Origin of the sequence: Brachybacterium sp. (genome assembly GCF_036379615.1) — a bacterium.
GTDB lineage: Bacteria > Actinomycetota > Actinomycetes > Actinomycetales > Dermabacteraceae > Brachybacterium.
This window is the reverse complement of the sequence record NZ_DASVGJ010000039.1, coordinates 17,134-32,048: the sequence shown is the minus strand read 5'-3', so window position 1 is coordinate 32,048 and position 14,915 is coordinate 17,134. Positions and strand designations below refer to the sequence as shown.

The window sequence follows — 14,915 nt, the reverse complement described above, 5'->3', positions numbered from 1 at the left end:
CTCACTCAGGAGAGCGCTACGCGACCCTCGGCCCGTCCGGACCTGTTCCGGACGGGCCGTGTCGCGTCCGGGCACCGTCCCACGTCAGGGAGCGGTGCTCCGACCGCCTGCCGCCGGCACCGCTCAGGCCCGTCGGAAGTGATCCGGCCGGAGCCGTGCCCCGATCCCGACTGAGGTCAGCAGGGCGATCGCCACGGCGCCGCAGCCGACGGCGAGCGCCGGCCCGGTGAGGCTCGCGAGGCCGACATGCGTCATCAGCGCCGGCTCCATACCCCGGTTCCCGGTTTCCACGAAGGCGACCGCCACCAGATGCCCGATGGCGAGCGCCGCTCCCCCGCCGACCGCCAGCGGCAGCATGACCTCGATCCAGTGCGCACGGCGCAGCACTCCCACGGGGGTGCCGAGCAGGCGGAGACGGGCATGCTCCTCGCGGCGCCCCATCGCCAGATCGGCGGTCCCGAGCAGGAACGCCCCCAGTCCGACGGCGAGGACCACGAGGTTCAGCAGGCGGATTGCGTCGATCGTCGCCTGATAGGGGGCGAAATCCTCCGCCGTCCAGCCGATGTGGGCGTCGATGCCCTGCGCCTGCAGTTCTGCCGGGAGATCGGGGCGGGGATCCGCAGTGATCCTCGCCTCTCGTCCGCCCAGCTGCCAGATCTGCGCCTCCGTGACCATCGCCCGCGGGACGAACAGGGTTGCAGCGGGTTCCGTATCCTGCCACGCGGGAAGACCGTGCACCCGGGAGAGGTCCGTCTCCGCGACCTCGAGCGCCAGCACGGGGTCCCCGAACCCTCCTGTGCTCTCGTCGTAGACGGTTCCGTACAGCTCCACGGCCCCCTGCGGAGGGGTCCCCTGGCCGAGCTCCGACGTCGCCGGGATCCAGGCCGCTCGATCGTCCCGGCATCCCGCCACCTCAGGTCGCAGGATCTGGAGATCCTCGCAGGTCGAGACCAGCGCGCTGAACGCATGCTCCCCCGGAGGGACCCCAGGGTCGGCGACGAACCCTCGGCTGCTGTACGTGACCTCTCGCACCCCGTCGATGCTCGCGAGAGCACCCTCCAGCTCGGCGACGGAGACCGGGCTGGAGAGCGTGGGAGTCTCCGCGACAGCCTCGACGTTCCGGTAGTGCAGGCCGGCCTGATAGATCGGCGCTGCTGAGAGGACGCTGATCAGTCCCTGCGCGGCGGTGGTCACCACCACGCCGATCACCAGTGCGCTCAGAACCCTTCCCAGGACGGCGGGCTGGGACTGCAGCCGCCTGCCCGCCACGACCGTCGCCGGGGCGCGCCGCAGAAGGAGAAGATCGGCGCCTCCTCGCACCAGCACAGCGGGCAGGAGGACGCTGCCCAGCGCGGCCAGCCCCGCGCCGCCGAGGAAGAGCACGGTGAGCACCGGGTTCGAGACGCTCTGCAGGCTCCAGCCGAGCACCAGCATCACCACGCCGAGCACCAGGACCGCAACACGCCAGAGCCCGGGTCGCCGGGACACCTCGCCCCGGGCTCTGGCGAGATCCCCTGCGCGGGAGCCGCGGGACGGCAGCGCGCTCCCGGCGACCAGGCACAGCGGCACCGCGAGCGCGACGAGGGACGCCGCCGGGACGGCGCTCGGCACAGTCGCCATCCCGAGTAGTGCCCGCCCGACCTGGGGCACGAGGAGCGCACCGATCCCGTGGCCAGCCACCGCACCGAGGAGAGCAGGAGGCAGGGACTCGCCCACCCCCACCAGCATTTGATCCCGGCGGCGCATGCCGAGCAGCTGCAGCCGCGCCCCGCGTCGGGAGCGGCTCAGCTCGGACATGCGCCCGGTCGCGGTCGCGGCGGCCAGCACGGGCAGACTGATCGCGAGGGCCACGATGCCGGGCAGGATCATCCCCGCAACCTCCGACATGACGATCCCGGGCGCGAGGCTGCGGGGGCGGGCCGCGTCGAGCAGCGACAGCACCACGACCAGCAGCAGGCAACCGCTCAGAGTCACCAGCAGAGCGCTCCCGGCGCGGAAACGTCCGTGATCGGTGGCGCGCAGCGCGAGGGTGAGCCCGAGGCGCAGGGAGGGCAGCATCTCAGCCCACCAGCTCCCCGTCGCGCATGCTCACCAGTCGGTCCAGGTGCGCGGCGACGCGGTTGTCGTGGGTGACGACCACGAGGGTCGTGCCCTGCTCGGTGACGGTGTCCATCAGCGCCTCCATCACCGTGTCCGCGGCGACGGTGTCCAGCGCGCCGGTGGGCTCGTCGGCGAGCAGCAGTGCGGGCTGATGGATCAGCGCGCGGCCGACGGCGGCGCGCTGCGCCTGACCGCCCGAGACCTGGGCGGCGCGGCGGTCCGCGACGTCTCCCAGATCGAGCCGGTCGAGCATCGACTCGACCTCGGGCCCGATCCTCGCCGGCTTCCCGCCGAGCAGTTGGAGAGGGAGGGCGAGGTTCTCGCGCAGTGTCAGCTCGCCGATCAGGTCGCCGAACTGGAACACCATGCCCATGCGCGCGAGTCGGAGCTGGGCGCGGTCCTTCTCCCGCAGTGCGCCGAGATCCTCCCCGAGCACGCACAGCGTGCCGTCGTCTGCCTCCAGCACTCCAGCGAGCACGTGCAGCAGGGTCGACTTCCCGCAGCCCGACGGCCCCATCACAGCGATCTGCTCCCCTGCGGTGATCTGCAGGTCGATCCCGCGCAGCGCGGGTTCCTCACCGTAGGCGACCCGAACACTGTGCAGGTCGACGACATGGGACGCCTCGGGGCGGCTCACGCCGGAGCCGTCCGTCTCGTCCACGAGCCTGTCACCTGAGGATCCTCGGAGTCTCCCGCTCGGATCGGCGACATCGTGCCCGCGGCGTGCTGACGCGGCGGTCATCGTCGGACTCCCTCCTCATCGGACCGGCGAGGATCGACGGTCTTCCACTGCTCGCGCAGGGCCTCGAGCCGCTGGTCTGCTTCCTGGATCCAGCGGAGGTCGGCATCGAGATGGGCAAGCTCGTAGTCGAGATGGAGGAGCACTGCCGGCTCGGCGCCGCGGCGCCGGGAGGTCAGCTCACGCATGCGTTCCATGTGACTGCGCCGCTGTGCGACGAGGACCTCCTGAGCGTCCCTCCCGGAGAGCAGGGCGATCGAGATCCTGACGAACAGGGTGGAGGCCGCGAAAGCACCGGTGGTCTGAGGCGTGGTGATCCAGCTGTCGAGCTCTGCCACTCCGTCCGAGGTGATGCCGTAGAGCTTGCGCTCCGGCCCGGAACCGCTCTCGACGGTGAGGATCTCGGCCCATCCCTGCCGCTCGAAACGAGCCAGGGAGGAGTAGACCTGCCCGAAGGCGAGCGGTCTGTCCGGGCTGAGCAGCTCGTCATAGTCGTGCTTGAGGGAGTACCCGTAGGCCGGCGACCGATCCAGCAGTCCCAGCAGGGCATGTGCGGTGCTCATGCGCCGACAATACACGGTGGGTATACCAAGAGAGAATAGACTGACAGGATCACGCCGGCCTCGGCGCCTCCCCGACTCAGCCCGCCCGGCGCAGGTCGATCAGCACGAGCTCGCGGGGGTCGTTCACCCGCACCCCGGCGATGCTGTTGCCGAGCCCACGGCTGATCACCATCGTGGTGCCCTGGCGCTCGTGCACGCCTTCACTGAGCTCCGGCAGCCAGCCCTGGTGCGGTGCGTACAGGCCGCCGATCCCCGGCACGCGCACCTGGCCGCCGTGCGCGTGCCCGGACAGGACCAGGTCGATCCCCTCGCCCAGATACCTCTCGAACAGCTCGGGGCGGTGGGCGAGCAGGATCGTGAGGGCGGACTCCTGCGGGGAGAGCGCGGAGAGCAGCGCAGCCGGGTCCCGCGCAGACAGCCCGGCGGCGGCCCGCACGCGAGGATCGTCGAGCCCGATGAGCGTCACAACGGCGCCGGCCACCTGCACTGTCGTCGACTCGTCCCGCAGCACCACCACACCCCGCTCCTCGAGACCGGTCAGCAACGCGCTCTGACGAGGAGAATCCGCCTCATGATTGCCCAGCACCATGTACGTCGGGGCGATCGCCCAGAGCCGCTCGGCCACGTCGAGCACGCCCGAGATATCCGCGGTGCGGTGGTCGATGAGGTCGCCGGTGAGCGCGATGAGGTCGGGCTGCCCCGACTCCACGCCGGAGATCAGCCTGTCCTGGAAGGAGCCGAAGTCCGCGGCGTGCAGATCGGAGACCTGCGCGATCCGGAGGCCGTCGGCCGCGGCGGGCAGGGAGGCGAGAGGGACGTCGTACTGGGTGAGGTCCAGGCGACGGTTGTCCCACAGCAGCCAGCCGGCGCCGAGCAGCAGCACGAGGATGCCCACGAGCGCCGCCCGGGCCAGTCGGGAACGGAGCGGAGCGGCGGCGTGGCCGCCCCGCGGAGCGACCGAGAGCGGAGCGCTCACCGCACGGGAAGACCCTCGGCGGCCATGGCCGCCTTCGCCTCCGCGATCGTCATCTGCTGGAAGTGGAACACGCTCGCGGCGAGCACCGCGTCGGCGCCGGCATGGACCGCGGGCGCGAAGTCATCGGGCGTCCCGGCACCGCCGGAGGCGATCAGCGGCAGGCTCGTCGCCTCGCGGGCGAGGCGGATCAGCTCGAGATCGAAGCCCTGCTCGGTGCCGTCGGCATCCATCGAGTTCAGCAGGATCTCGCCCGCGCCCCGCTCGGTGACCTCACGGATCCAGGCGATCGCGTCGATGCCGGTGCCCCGTCGTCCGCCGTGGGTGGTGACCTCGAAGCCCGACCCGCTGCGGGCCGTGCCCTCGGGGGTCTCCTCGGTGACGCGTCGGGCGTCGATCGAGAGCACGAGAACCTGGTTGCCGAATCGGCGGGAGATCTCGGAGATCACCTCGGGGCGGGCGATCGCGGCCGTGTTCACTCCGCACTTATCGGCGCCCGCGCGCAGCAGCTGGTCGACGTCCGTCACGGAGCGCACCCCGCCGCCGACGGTCAGCGGGATGAAGATCTGCTCGGCAGTGCGACGCACCACGTCGATCATGGTGTCCCGGCCGCCGGAGGAGGCGGTGACATCGAGGAAGGTCAGTTCGTCGGCCCCTTCGGCGCCATAGCGGGCGGCGAGCTCCACGGGGTCACCGGCATCGCGGAGATCCTTGAAGTTCACGCCCTTGACGACGCGTCCCGCATCGACGTCGAGGCAGGGGATCACACGGACGGCGAGGCTCATGCGTCGATCCTCTCCAGGTCGAGCTCCTCGGCGCCCTCGATGATGAACTGCTTGCGCGGGGCGACCTCCGAACCCATCAGCAGCTCGAAGACGGCGCTGGCGGCCTCGGCATCCTCGATCCGCACCCGGCGCAGGGTGCGGTGGCCCGGATCCATGGTGGTATCGGCGAGCTGGTCGGCATCCATCTCCCCCAGGCCCTTGTAGCGCTGGATCGGCTCCTTGTAGCGCTTGCCGCGGCGCTCGAGGTTCTTCAGCAGCTTGTTCAGCTCCGCCTCGGAATAGGTGTAGACCAGCTCGTTCTTCTTCTTGCCGCCGTGGACGATCTCCACCCGGTGCAGCGGTGGCACCGCGGCGTAGACGCGGCCCGCCTCGACCAGGGGCCGCATATAGCGATGGAACAGGGTCAGCAGCAGGGTGCGGATATGGGCACCGTCGACATCGGCGTCGGTCATCATGATGATCTTGCCGTAGCGGGCGGCGTCCAGGTCGAAGGTGCGCCCGGAACCGGCGCCGATGACCTGGATGATCGCCGCGCACTCCGTGTTCTTCAGCATGTCCGTGACGGACGCCTTCTGCGTGTTCAGGATCTTGCCGCGGATCGGCAGCAGCGCCTGATACTCGGAGGAGCGGGCGTTCTTCGCGGTGCCCAGCGCGCTGTCGCCCTCGACGATGAACAGCTCGGAGCGCTCCACATCATGGGTGCGGCAGTCGGCGAGCTTGGTGGGCATGGTCGAGGACTCCAGCGCGTTCTTGCGGCGCGAGACCTCCTTGTGCATGCGGGCGGCGATGCGGGCGCGCATCTCCGAGACCACCTTGTCGATGACCAGGTTGGCCTGCTCCTTCTCCTCCTTCTTGGTGGAGGTGAGGAACTCCGTCAGCCGCTCCTCGACGACCTTGGCGACGATCGCCCGGATCGCGGGAGTGCCGAGGACCTCCTTGGTCTGGCCCTCGAACTGCGGCTCGTCGATGCGCACGCTGACCACCGCGGTGAGCCCCGCGAGCGTGTCGTCCTTCTCGATCTTCTCGTTCTTCGCGTTGAACTTGACGCGGCGGGCGTTGTTCTCGACCTGCTTGCGCACGGTCTTGACCATCGCCTGCTCGAAGCCGGTGATATGGGTACCGCCCTTGGGCGTGGCGACGATGTTCACGAAGGAGCGCAGGGTGGAGTCGAAGTCCGCGCCCCAGCGCAGGGCGATGTCGACCTCGCAGGAGCGCTCCACCTCGGTGGAGACCATGTGGCCCTTCGCATCGAGCACGGGGATGGTCTCGGTGTAGTCGCCGGTGCCCTGCAGACGGATCACATCGGTGATCTTCTGGTCCTGAGCGAGGTACTCGACGAACTCGCTGATGCCGCCGTCGTACTTGTAGGTGCGGGTCGCGGGCTGGTCCGGGGAGGCCTCGGGCCGATGGTCGGTGACCGAGAGCTGCAGGCCGGGGACCAGGAAGGCGGTCTGCCGGGAGCGCCGGGTGAGGTCGTCGAGCGAGAAGTGGGAGCCCTTGACGAAGATCTGCGGGTCCGCCCAGTAGCGCACCCGGGTGCCGGTCACGCCGCGCTTCGCCTTGCCGACCACACGCAGCTCCCCCGGGCCGTCCGCCGGGGTGAACGTCGAGTCGGGGTCCGGCCCGTCGGCGTCGGCGAAGGTGCCCGGCGTCCCGCGCTGGAAGCTCATCGCATAGACCTTGCCGCCACGGTCCACCTCGACGTCGAGACGGCCCGAGAGGGCGTTGACCACGCTCGCGCCGACACCGTGGAGGCCGCCGGAGGCCGCGTACGAGCCGCCGCCGAACTTCCCGCCCGCGTGGAGCTTGGTGTAGACGACCTCGACGCCGGTCAGGCCGGTGCGCGGCTCGACGTCCACCGGGACGCCGCGCCCGGTGTCCCGGACCTCGACCGAATGATCCGGATGGAGGATCACCTCGATCGAGTCGCCGTGCCCGCCGAGCGCCTCGTCCACGGCGTTGTCGAGGATCTCCCAGAGGCAGTGCATGAGGCCTCGGGAGTCGGTGGAGCCGATATACATCCCGGGACGCTTGCGCACGGCCTCGAGGCCCTCGAGGACCTGGAGGTTGCGCGCGTCGTAGGCGGACTTCTTCGCAGCGGTGGTGGTGGACACCCCTCGGATCCTACGGGTCCCGGCCCGCAGAACCCGGCATTGGGCGGTGCCGTCCCGCTCACAGCCTCGGCCCTGCTCCCTGTGCGCGGCCTCGCTCACACGCTGTTGCGCCCCCAGCGAACCAGGGGTGCGGACACTGCCCCGGCAGCGGTCGGCGATGCTACAAATGACTCCATGAACCTGACTCTCGAAGCCCCCCGGCTGACGGCACACGACCGCTGCGATCGCTGCGGCGCCCAGGCGTACGTCAAGGTGCTCCTCGAGGCCGGCGGCGAACTGATGTTCTGCGCGCACCACGCGCGCGCCCACCAGGATGCCTTCACGGACATCGCCGCCGAGATCATCGACGAGACCGAGCGACTCCACCTCAAGCCGGAGCCCGTCGACGACTGAACCCGAACCTGCCACGGCGTCCCGGCGCCAGACGAAGGGCGTCCACCCGAGGGTGGGCGCCCTTCGTCGTCCCCTCCCGCTTCTCCCCGCACCGTCCTCCCCGGAGCATCAGCCCTGCAGCGACGTCGCCCACGCATCGCCGTCCCCGTGATGCAGCGCCCGGCGGTCCGCGCCTCGGAGCACGTGCGGCCCGGTGCCGGTCAGTTCTCCAGCAGACGCTCGGCCCGGATCGCGTACTCGACCCAGGCGGTGCTGCGTCCCTCGCGAGGGTCCCGGGCACCTGTCGCCTCGAAGCCGATTCGCTCGTACAGCCGCTGGGCGGCGAGGTTGGACTCGTCCACGTCCAGCCGCAGGTCCGGGCGGCCCAGGTCGATCGCGAGACGCGCGAGGGCGCCGAACAGCGGGCGGGAGAGGCCGTTCCCGCGCGCCTCGGGCCGCACCCACAGGGACACGATGTGGGCGCAGTCCTCCGGGATCGGATGCTGCGGGGTGTAGCCGGCAGGCAGCAGGGCGATGCCGCCCACCACCTCGTCGCCGCGACGGGCCTGCAGGTGCACGCGGGGTCCGGCGGCCTCCTCCCGCCACTGCTGCTCGGTGCGGGCACGGGCTTCGTCGAGGTCGGCCCAGAAAGCGTCCGGATCCGCGGTCAGCATCGCCAGGCGCAGCTCGCGGTGAGAGGCCCAGTCCGCAGCACGGACGCGGTGGATGTGCAGAGGCGGCTCACCTCTCGCAGCGCCGGCCGTCGCGTCCGTCGGCGCGTCGGTCGGCATGTCCGTCGGCGCGTCGGTCGGCATGTCCGTCGACGGGTCAGTCGGCGTATCCGTCGACATGTCCGTCGTCCTGCCGGGCTCCGCCCGGGTGCTCATCATTGCTTCTCCGTCCTCATCCATGCCGTCACAGTGCTCGATCGTGGGGCCGGGACCGAGCACGGGCCCGGATTCCGCAGAATCCGGGCCCGTGGACCGTCGCCGTGCCAGGACGTCCGCTCAGTCGAGGTAGTCCCGCAGCACCTGGGAGCGCGAGGGGTGGCGCAGCTTCGACATGGTCTTGGACTCGATCTGGCGGATCCGCTCACGGGTCACGCCGTAGACCTTGCCGATCTCGTCGAGGGTCTTGGGCTGGCCGTCCTCGAGGCCGAAGCGCATGGAGACCACGCCGGCCTCGCGCTCGGAGAGGGTGTCCAGCACCGAGTGCAGCTGCTCCTGCAGCAGGGTGAAGCTCACCGCATCGGCCGGGACCACGGCCTCGGAGTCCTCGATCAGGTCGCCGAACTCGCTGTCGCCGTCCTCGCCGAGCGGGGTGTGCAGGGAGATCGGCTCACGGCCGTACTTCTGGACCTCGACGACCTTCTCGGGCGTCATGTCCAGCTCCTTCGCGAGCTCCTCCGGGGTGGGCTCGCGGCCCAGGTCCTGGAGCATCTGACGCTGGACACGGGCGAGCTTGTTGATGACCTCGACCATGTGCACGGGGATGCGGATCGTGCGGGCCTGGTCCGCCATGGCGCGGGTGATGGCCTGACGGATCCACCAGGTGGCGTAGGTGGAGAACTTGTAGCCCTTGGCGTAGTCGAACTTCTCGACGGCGCGGATCAGGCCCAGGTTGCCCTCCTGGATGAGGTCCAGGAACAGCATGCCGCGCCCGGTGTACCGCTTGGCCAGGGACACCACGAGACGGAGGTTCGCTTCGAGCAGATGGTCCTTGGCGGCGCGGCCGTCCTCCACGATCATCGTCAGCTCACGACCGTGCTTGGTGAGGCGGCCGTTCTTGTCCTTGAGGGTCTCGTCCCCCTTGAGGTTCTGCTCGGCATAGAGGCCTGCCTCGATGCGCTCGGCGAGCTCGACCTCCTGGGCGGCGTTCAGCAGCGCGACCTTGCCGATCTGCTTGAGGTAGTCCTTGACCGGGTCGGCCGTGGCGCCCGCGGTGACGACCTGCTGGGCAGGGGCGTCGTCGACGGCGGCGTTGTAGACGAATCCGCCGGAGGCCTCGACCTTCGCGTCCGTGGCGGAGGTCGGCTTGGACGTCTCGGCGTCCTCGCCGTCCTCCTCGGGCTCCGACTCGGCCTCGGCGCCCTTGGGAGCGACGGCGGCCTTCTTCGCTGCGGTCTTGCGGGGGGCGGTCTTCTTGGCAGGGGCCTTCGCCGCGGCGGTCTTCTTGGCGGCGGTCTTGGCGGTGGGCTCCGAGGAGTCCGCGCCGTCGGTCTCGACGGCCTCGGCCTCGGTGCTCTCCGCTGCCTTCGTGGCCGCGGCGCGCTTCGAGCGCTTCGGCGTGGTGGAGGTCTCAGCAGTACTGGAGGAGGTCACAGAGTTCCTTCTTCCGGCGGCGGCCCGGTGCGGGCGGTCCGCCACACTCGGGCGATCGGTCTTCTCGGCGCGGCTCGCGGTCGCCGTCCCGTGGCGTGAACCGGTCTGTCCCGGTTTCACGGCGCACGAACGCACGGTGCCGTCAAGCATGTCGAGTATAACCGTCCCTCAAGGGGGTTTATTCCCGCTCGTTCAGGGCGCCGGTCCAGTCCGCCCTCTCAGGAGCTCCGGGGCGGGATGGTCGCACCGCTCGCCGAGTCGTCCTTGACCGCGAGCACCGGGCACGGCGCGCCGAGCACGACCCGGCGAGCCGATGCCCCGAGGTTGAGCTTGCCGATCGGCGGCTTCCGGCGCAGCCCGATCACGACCAGGCTCGCGTGGACTTCATCGACCACCGAGAGGAGGAACTCACCGATGTCCCGCTCCGGGCTGCTGTGCACCGTGATGTCCCCGCAGTCGAGGTCGGACAGCGCGACCTCCGCACGGACCTCCGACTCGGAGGCTGCGGTCATCCCTCGCTCGGGATCGTGGTACTGGTGGGAGGCGATGGCCAGTCCCTCAGCGGTGCGCGCGGCGTAGCGCACGGCCGCGCGCAGTGCGGCCCGACCCTGCCCTGACGGGGAGTACCCCACGACGATGGTCATGCGACGTCTCCTCTGCGTGCGACGGGTGCGTGCGACGGGCCTGTTCGACGGCTCCAGGGCCGACGGCGTCGTCCGGAGCGACAGGCGCCCCGGTCAGCTTAGTCGTCCAGGAGCGCGGCGATCCACTTCTCCAGCCCCGGGTGGGCGAGCAGGAAGGCGTCGTGCCCGATCGGGGAGGAGGCCAGGTGCCACTCGGCTCGGGGGATATGGGTGGCCACCTCCTGGACGAGGTCCGGCGGGAACAGCCGATCGGAGTCGATCGCGACGACGAGGGTCCGTGCGCTCACGCGCTGGAGCGCGGCGGCCACCCCTCCCCTGTCCCGACCGACGTCGTGCGTGCTCATCGTCTCGGCGAGCGCGATGTAGGAGTTCGCATCGAACCGACGGGCGAGCTTGACCCCGTGGTGGTCCAGGTAGCTGGTCACCTGGTGCCGCCCCCGGCCGTCGAAGGGGTCCTCACCGCCCTGCGCGGTGTTGCCGAACCGCTCCTCGAGCTCTGCACCGGTGCGGTAGGTGGTGTGCGCGATGCGGCGCGCGAGACCGAGGCCCCTCCTGGGGCCTGCTCCCTGGTCGTAATAGTCCCCATCCCGGAACTCGGGGTCGAGCCTGATGGAGGCGATCTGGGTGGAGTTCCACGCGATCTGATCGGCCGTCGCACGGGCGGAGGAGGCGATCACCCCGAGTCGGGCCACCTCGTCCGGGAAGGAGACGGCCCATTCGATGGCGCGCATCCCGCCCATCGAGCCGCCGATCACCAGCGCCCAGCGCTCGATGCCCAGCTGCTCGCGCAGGCTCCTCTCCGCCACGACCTGATCCCGAGTGGTGATCGTCGGGAAGCGGGAGCCGTAGGGGGCGCCCTCCGGGCCCGGTGAGCTGGGACCGGTGGATCCTTGACAGCCGCCCAGGACGTTGGGGGCGATGACGTGGAAACGGTCGGTGTCGATCGGTCGGCCCGGTCCGACGATCTCTTCCCACCATCCCGGGCTCGGATGGGAGTCGTCCGCCCGTCCGCGAACGTGGGAATCCCCGGTCAGCGCATGGAGGACGAGCACGGCGTTGCCCCCGTCGGGGTCGAGGGTCCCCCAGCTCTCGTAGGCCATGGTGACGTCCTCGAGCACGGTGCCGCTCTCCAGGCCCAGCGCCCCGATCCGCGCGAAGCGCCGCTCTCCCGCGCCCCGGGCGGGATGCCACGCACCGCCGAGGGCGCCTGTGCGCACGTCGGCGTGCGATGCGGGGGACGCGGTGGACCGGGGGCTTCCCGCAGGTCCCTCCTGGACGGAGGGGGCCGCGCCGACGCTGCGGTGCTCTCCGAGAACGGTCATCGGTGCTGCTCCTTCGGGCGCCTCCCGGCCTGTCGCGGCCAGCGCCTCAGGTCAGGCGCCGGGCCACCAGGCGGGGAAGATCGGGGTGTCGGTCATCCGTGAGAGCAAGGGTGCCAGAGTCGACTCGGGCTCCCGCGCGCGCAGCTCGTCCACGAGATGCCCGGCGGTCGCGAAGCGATGGTTCCACCATGCCAGGAGCACCAGCAGCGAGGTGAGACCCCGCCATGCCGAGCGCGCTCTGGCCCGCGTGGTCGGGTCGCCTCCCTCCATCGCCGCCACCGCGACCCAGCGGAGCTGCTCGAGCACCAGATACCACTGCCCACCTGCACAGACGTCGTCGTGTGGAATCCACTCCCGATCGGAGACCAGCGTCTGCAGAAGAGTCTCCCGATCGATCACGCGGCCGCTGCCATGCTCCACGCAGCGCGCGAGCAGCTCCCAGTGCAGCCGGTCCACGGCGATGGCGGAGAGCAGCGCCGCGATCTGTTCACACTTCGTCATCATCTCCGGCGAGGAGAGCGGCCCAGAGCCCGCGAGCAGTGTCGCCAGCGCCTCCTGTCCCCTCGAGAAGAGCTGTTCGGGGTCGGCGTCGGAGCTGAGGTCCACCGGTGGCAGCTCCAGGGACGCACCGATCTCCGCCAGCCGGGCCGCATGCAGTCCGGCGCGGGGCACGGGCAGACCGCCGAGGACGGCGGAGGCGACGACGTGAGTGTCGGAGAATTCGCGCAGGCCTCCGCAGTCCGTCAGCCGCACCCGACCGGAGCCGGCAGGGGCAGGATCCAGATCGACCCTCCAGCTGGTCGACGCCGCCGCACCTCGCACGTGCAACGTCGCGGGGAGGCCCCCGCCCTCACCGGAGTCGTCCTCGGCATCCGCCGATCGGGCGGCTGCGAGCACGAGTCTCCCCGCGCGCAGCAGCACGTCCTCGACGACGGACCCCAGCATCTGCTGATAGCCGTCGCCCAGGACGATCAGTGCATGGCTCGCGCGACAGCCGCGCTCTCGTCGCATCGTCAGGTGACGTCGCATGAGCTCACCTCCCTCGTTCCCCAGCAGGTCGCGCAGCCGGGAGCGGGTGATCATCGCGGAGCTCGCCCCCTCGCTGCGGCTCACCAGGATCAGGCTGTCGGAGCAGGACTCGCCGAGGTGCAGTCGAGCGGCGGCGAGCGTCTCGGCGGGGTCCTCCAGCGCGAGGAGATGTCGGTCGGGGTCGGCAGGGGTGGTGTTCATCGTCATGCGGGAGACCCTGGCCGAGGACGAGGGTGCGCGGGGCGGCCACGGCGCGGATGGGGACGGAGAGGCGGTGTGGAGGAACCGTCCCGGAGCCGTCGGCACTCTGCGTGCAGGAAGTCTCATGGCCGAGCGTGGGAGGATCGGGTGCCCGCGAGAAAGGACGCTCCCCCGATGACCTCCGCCGATCCCCGCCCCGAGGACGCTCACCTGCAGGATCTCGACGAGCTGCTGGTCGCGCGAATCGGCGAGACCACGCGCGCCGAGCTCTCCTCGCGTCGCGAGCAGCTCGCTCAGATCTCGCCGGAAGCCGCAGAGCTGGTCGATGCCCTCCAGGGGTATCTCGAGGGCGGAAAGCTGCTGCGCCCCCGCTTCTGCTTCTGGGGCGGTGTCGCGGCCCTCGGCCGGGAACCCTCCGACATCGAGATCGACGCCCTCGCCCGGTACGGGACCGGGATCGAGCTGGTGCAGGCGGCGGCTCTGATGCATGACGACGTCATCGACCACTCCCCCGTCCGTCGCGGACGCCCCGCACTCCACGTGCAGTCCCAGGCCCAGCACCGCGACCGCTCTCTCGCCGGCTCCGCGGAGGATTACGGGGTGGCGGTCGCGATCGTCCTCGGGGATCTCGCGCTGAGCTGGGCCGAGCAGACGGCCGCAGGCGTCCAGGGCGGTCCGGCGGAGGTGGCCGCCGCCCACCGGGAGTTCGATGCCCTGCGCACAGAGGTGATGTCCGGGCAGTACCTCGACATCCTGCATCAGGCGGGCGGCTACGCCTCGGCCCCTGATGCGGAGCAGGCCGCACTCTCGGTGATCCGCTGGAAGACGGTGCCCTACACGGTGCTGCGACCGGTGCGTATCGGCGCCGCCCTGCAGGGAGCCCCCGAACCCGCTCTGGAGAAGCTCTCGACCTGGGCGATCGAGGTCGGCACGGCCTTCCAGCTCCGGGACGACCTGCTCAGCGTGATCGGGGTCCCGGACCAGACCGGCAAGCCGATCGGAGGGGACATCGTCGAAGGCAAGCGCACCGTGCTGCTGGCACGCACCGAGTCCGCGACCGACGTCGGCGGTCGAGCCCTGCTGAACAGTGTCGTCGGGCGCGCGGACGCCTCCGAGGAGGAGATCGCCGCCGTCCACGAGCTGATGCACTCCACGGGGGCGGTGGCCTCGGTGGCGCAGGAGGTCAGGGAGCGGGCGGCCCGTGGTCGAACGCTGCTCGACGAGGCGACGATGCTGGGGGACGCCGGGCGCTCCGGACTCGCCGCCCTCGCCGCACTGGCCACGGACGTCGAGTCCCTGACCGTCTGAGGACCCTTGCCGTGAGAGGACCGTCTGAGCGCGGCGCCGGGCCGGAACGCCCCCGGCTCAGAGGGCGAGCGCGAGGGCGCGTCGGCGCACCTCGCCGCGCTGGCCCTGACGGAGCTGGTCCACCGGTCGCCCCGGCAGGCTCTCGTCCACGGTGAACAGCCAGGCCAGCAGTTCCTCGTCCTCGAAACCGCCGTCCCGCAGGATGGTGATGGTGCCGGCCAGGTGCGGGATAGGACCGTCCTCACGGACCAGAAGCGCCGGCACCATGCGCACGACGGGATCCCCGCGGCGCACCGAGATCAGCTGCCCCTCGTCGATCAGACGCCGCACGCGCGAGACCTCCACGTCCAGCTGCAGCGCGACGTCCGGGAGGGTGAGCCAGTCGGGGATGAGTGCATCGAGGTCGTTCACGGCACCAGAGTGCCACGTCGGCGCGTCCGCGCG

The 14,915-nt window shown here is 70.8% G+C and carries 14 protein-coding genes; 2 read left to right on the top strand and 12 right to left on the bottom strand.

The features are described 5' to 3' along the window. Positions 1-123: 123 nt before the first annotated feature. The 6 genes from VF289_RS07470 to VF289_RS07445 all read right to left on the bottom strand — a co-directional run bounded on the left by VF289_RS07470 (position 124) and on the right by VF289_RS07445 (position 7,274). A complete protein-coding gene (locus VF289_RS07470) occupies positions 124-2,058 on the bottom strand; it encodes a hypothetical protein (protein ID WP_330882658.1) in 1,935 nt (644 codons plus the stop codon). 1 nt (position 2,059) lies between these two features. Continuing rightward, a complete protein-coding gene (locus VF289_RS07465) occupies positions 2,060-2,761 on the bottom strand; it encodes an ABC transporter ATP-binding protein (RefSeq protein WP_330882656.1) in 702 nt (233 codons plus the stop codon). Between the two features lie 77 nt (positions 2,762-2,838). Beyond that, the gene (locus VF289_RS07460; RefSeq protein WP_330882654.1) at positions 2,839-3,402 is read right to left on the bottom strand and encodes a PadR family transcriptional regulator; all 564 of its coding nucleotides are present in this window, start codon (positions 3,400-3,402) and stop codon (positions 2,839-2,841) included. Between the two features lie 76 nt (positions 3,403-3,478). After that, the gene (locus VF289_RS07455) at positions 3,479-4,378 is read right to left on the bottom strand and encodes a metallophosphoesterase (RefSeq protein ID WP_330882653.1); all 900 of its coding nucleotides are present in this window, start codon (positions 4,376-4,378) and stop codon (positions 3,479-3,481) included. Beyond that, entirely contained in the window at positions 4,375-5,160 is a 786-nt protein-coding gene (gene hisF / locus VF289_RS07450; protein ID WP_330882651.1) for an imidazole glycerol phosphate synthase subunit HisF, read from the bottom strand. The genes VF289_RS07455 and hisF overlap by 4 nt, the downstream gene beginning before the upstream one ends. Then, on the bottom strand, positions 5,157-7,274 hold the full coding sequence (locus tag VF289_RS07445; protein WP_330882649.1) for a DNA topoisomerase IV subunit B: 2,118 nt from the start codon (positions 7,272-7,274) through the stop codon (positions 5,157-5,159). Before VF289_RS07445 ends, hisF begins: the two co-directional genes overlap by 4 nt. 174 nt (positions 7,275-7,448) lie before the next feature. On the opposite strand from VF289_RS07445, the gene VF289_RS07440 reads away from it, so the two are divergent. Continuing rightward, positions 7,449-7,667: a DUF7455 domain-containing protein gene (locus VF289_RS07440; RefSeq protein ID WP_330882647.1), complete on the top strand. Its 219-nt coding sequence runs from the start codon at positions 7,449-7,451 to the stop codon at positions 7,665-7,667. A gap of 200 nt (positions 7,668-7,867) precedes the next feature. Here VF289_RS07440 and VF289_RS07435 read toward each other — a convergent pair whose 3' ends face one another. From VF289_RS07435 to VF289_RS07415, 5 genes are all read right to left on the bottom strand, one after another. After that, on the bottom strand, positions 7,868-8,557 hold the full coding sequence (locus tag VF289_RS07435; RefSeq protein ID WP_330882645.1) for a GNAT family N-acetyltransferase: 690 nt from the start codon (positions 8,555-8,557) through the stop codon (positions 7,868-7,870). Between the two features lie 96 nt (positions 8,558-8,653). Continuing rightward, entirely contained in the window at positions 8,654-10,117 is a 1,464-nt protein-coding gene (locus VF289_RS07430) for an RNA polymerase sigma factor (RefSeq protein ID WP_330882643.1), read from the bottom strand. Positions 10,118-10,185: 68 nt separating this feature from the next. Beyond that, the gene (locus tag VF289_RS07425) at positions 10,186-10,611 is read right to left on the bottom strand and encodes a universal stress protein (RefSeq protein WP_330882641.1); all 426 of its coding nucleotides are present in this window, start codon (positions 10,609-10,611) and stop codon (positions 10,186-10,188) included. A 98-nt stretch (positions 10,612-10,709) separates the two neighbouring features. Continuing rightward, the gene (metX, locus tag VF289_RS07420) at positions 10,710-11,933 is read right to left on the bottom strand and encodes a homoserine O-acetyltransferase MetX (protein ID WP_330882639.1); all 1,224 of its coding nucleotides are present in this window, start codon (positions 11,931-11,933) and stop codon (positions 10,710-10,712) included. Positions 11,934-11,984: 51 nt separating this feature from the next. Continuing rightward, positions 11,985-13,169 (bottom strand): hypothetical protein, encoded by a 1,185-nt coding sequence (locus VF289_RS07415; protein ID WP_330882637.1) that lies wholly within the window; start codon positions 13,167-13,169, stop codon positions 11,985-11,987. 168 nt (positions 13,170-13,337) lie between these two features. On the opposite strand from VF289_RS07415, the gene VF289_RS07410 reads away from it, so the two are divergent. Then, positions 13,338-14,471: a polyprenyl synthetase family protein gene (locus VF289_RS07410; protein WP_330882635.1), complete on the top strand. Its 1,134-nt coding sequence runs from the start codon at positions 13,338-13,340 to the stop codon at positions 14,469-14,471. A 57-nt stretch (positions 14,472-14,528) separates the two neighbouring features. Here the strand turns inward: VF289_RS07410 and VF289_RS07405 are convergent, their stop codons facing one another. Then, positions 14,529-14,882 carry an Rv2175c family DNA-binding protein gene (locus VF289_RS07405; RefSeq protein WP_330882633.1) on the bottom strand — a complete coding sequence of 118 codons (354 nt, stop codon included), beginning with the start codon at positions 14,880-14,882 and terminating at the stop codon, positions 14,529-14,531. Positions 14,883-14,915 lie beyond the last annotated feature (33 nt).

Coding starts and splice junctions, on each gene's coding strand:
- hisF (WP_330882651.1), bottom strand. CDS start 5,160: ATGAGCCTCGCCGTCCGTGTGATCCCCTGCCTCGACGTCGATGCGGGA.
- VF289_RS07415 (WP_330882637.1), bottom strand. CDS start 13,169: ATGACGATGAACACCACCCCTGCCGACCCCGACCGACATCTCCTCGCG.
- VF289_RS07430 (WP_330882643.1), bottom strand. CDS start 10,117: ATGCTTGACGGCACCGTGCGTTCGTGCGCCGTGAAACCGGGACAGACC.
- VF289_RS07460 (WP_330882654.1), bottom strand. CDS start 3,402: ATGAGCACCGCACATGCCCTGCTGGGACTGCTGGATCGGTCGCCGGCC.
- VF289_RS07425 (WP_330882641.1), bottom strand. CDS start 10,611: ATGACCATCGTCGTGGGGTACTCCCCGTCAGGGCAGGGTCGGGCCGCA.
- VF289_RS07435 (WP_330882645.1), bottom strand. CDS start 8,557: ATGGATGAGGACGGAGAAGCAATGATGAGCACCCGGGCGGAGCCCGGC.
- VF289_RS07440 (WP_330882647.1), top strand. CDS start 7,449: ATGAACCTGACTCTCGAAGCCCCCCGGCTGACGGCACACGACCGCTGC.
- VF289_RS07410 (WP_330882635.1), top strand. CDS start 13,338: ATGACCTCCGCCGATCCCCGCCCCGAGGACGCTCACCTGCAGGATCTC.
- VF289_RS07470 (WP_330882658.1), bottom strand. CDS start 2,058: ATGCTGCCCTCCCTGCGCCTCGGGCTCACCCTCGCGCTGCGCGCCACC.
- metX (WP_330882639.1), bottom strand. CDS start 11,933: ATGACCGTTCTCGGAGAGCACCGCAGCGTCGGCGCGGCCCCCTCCGTC.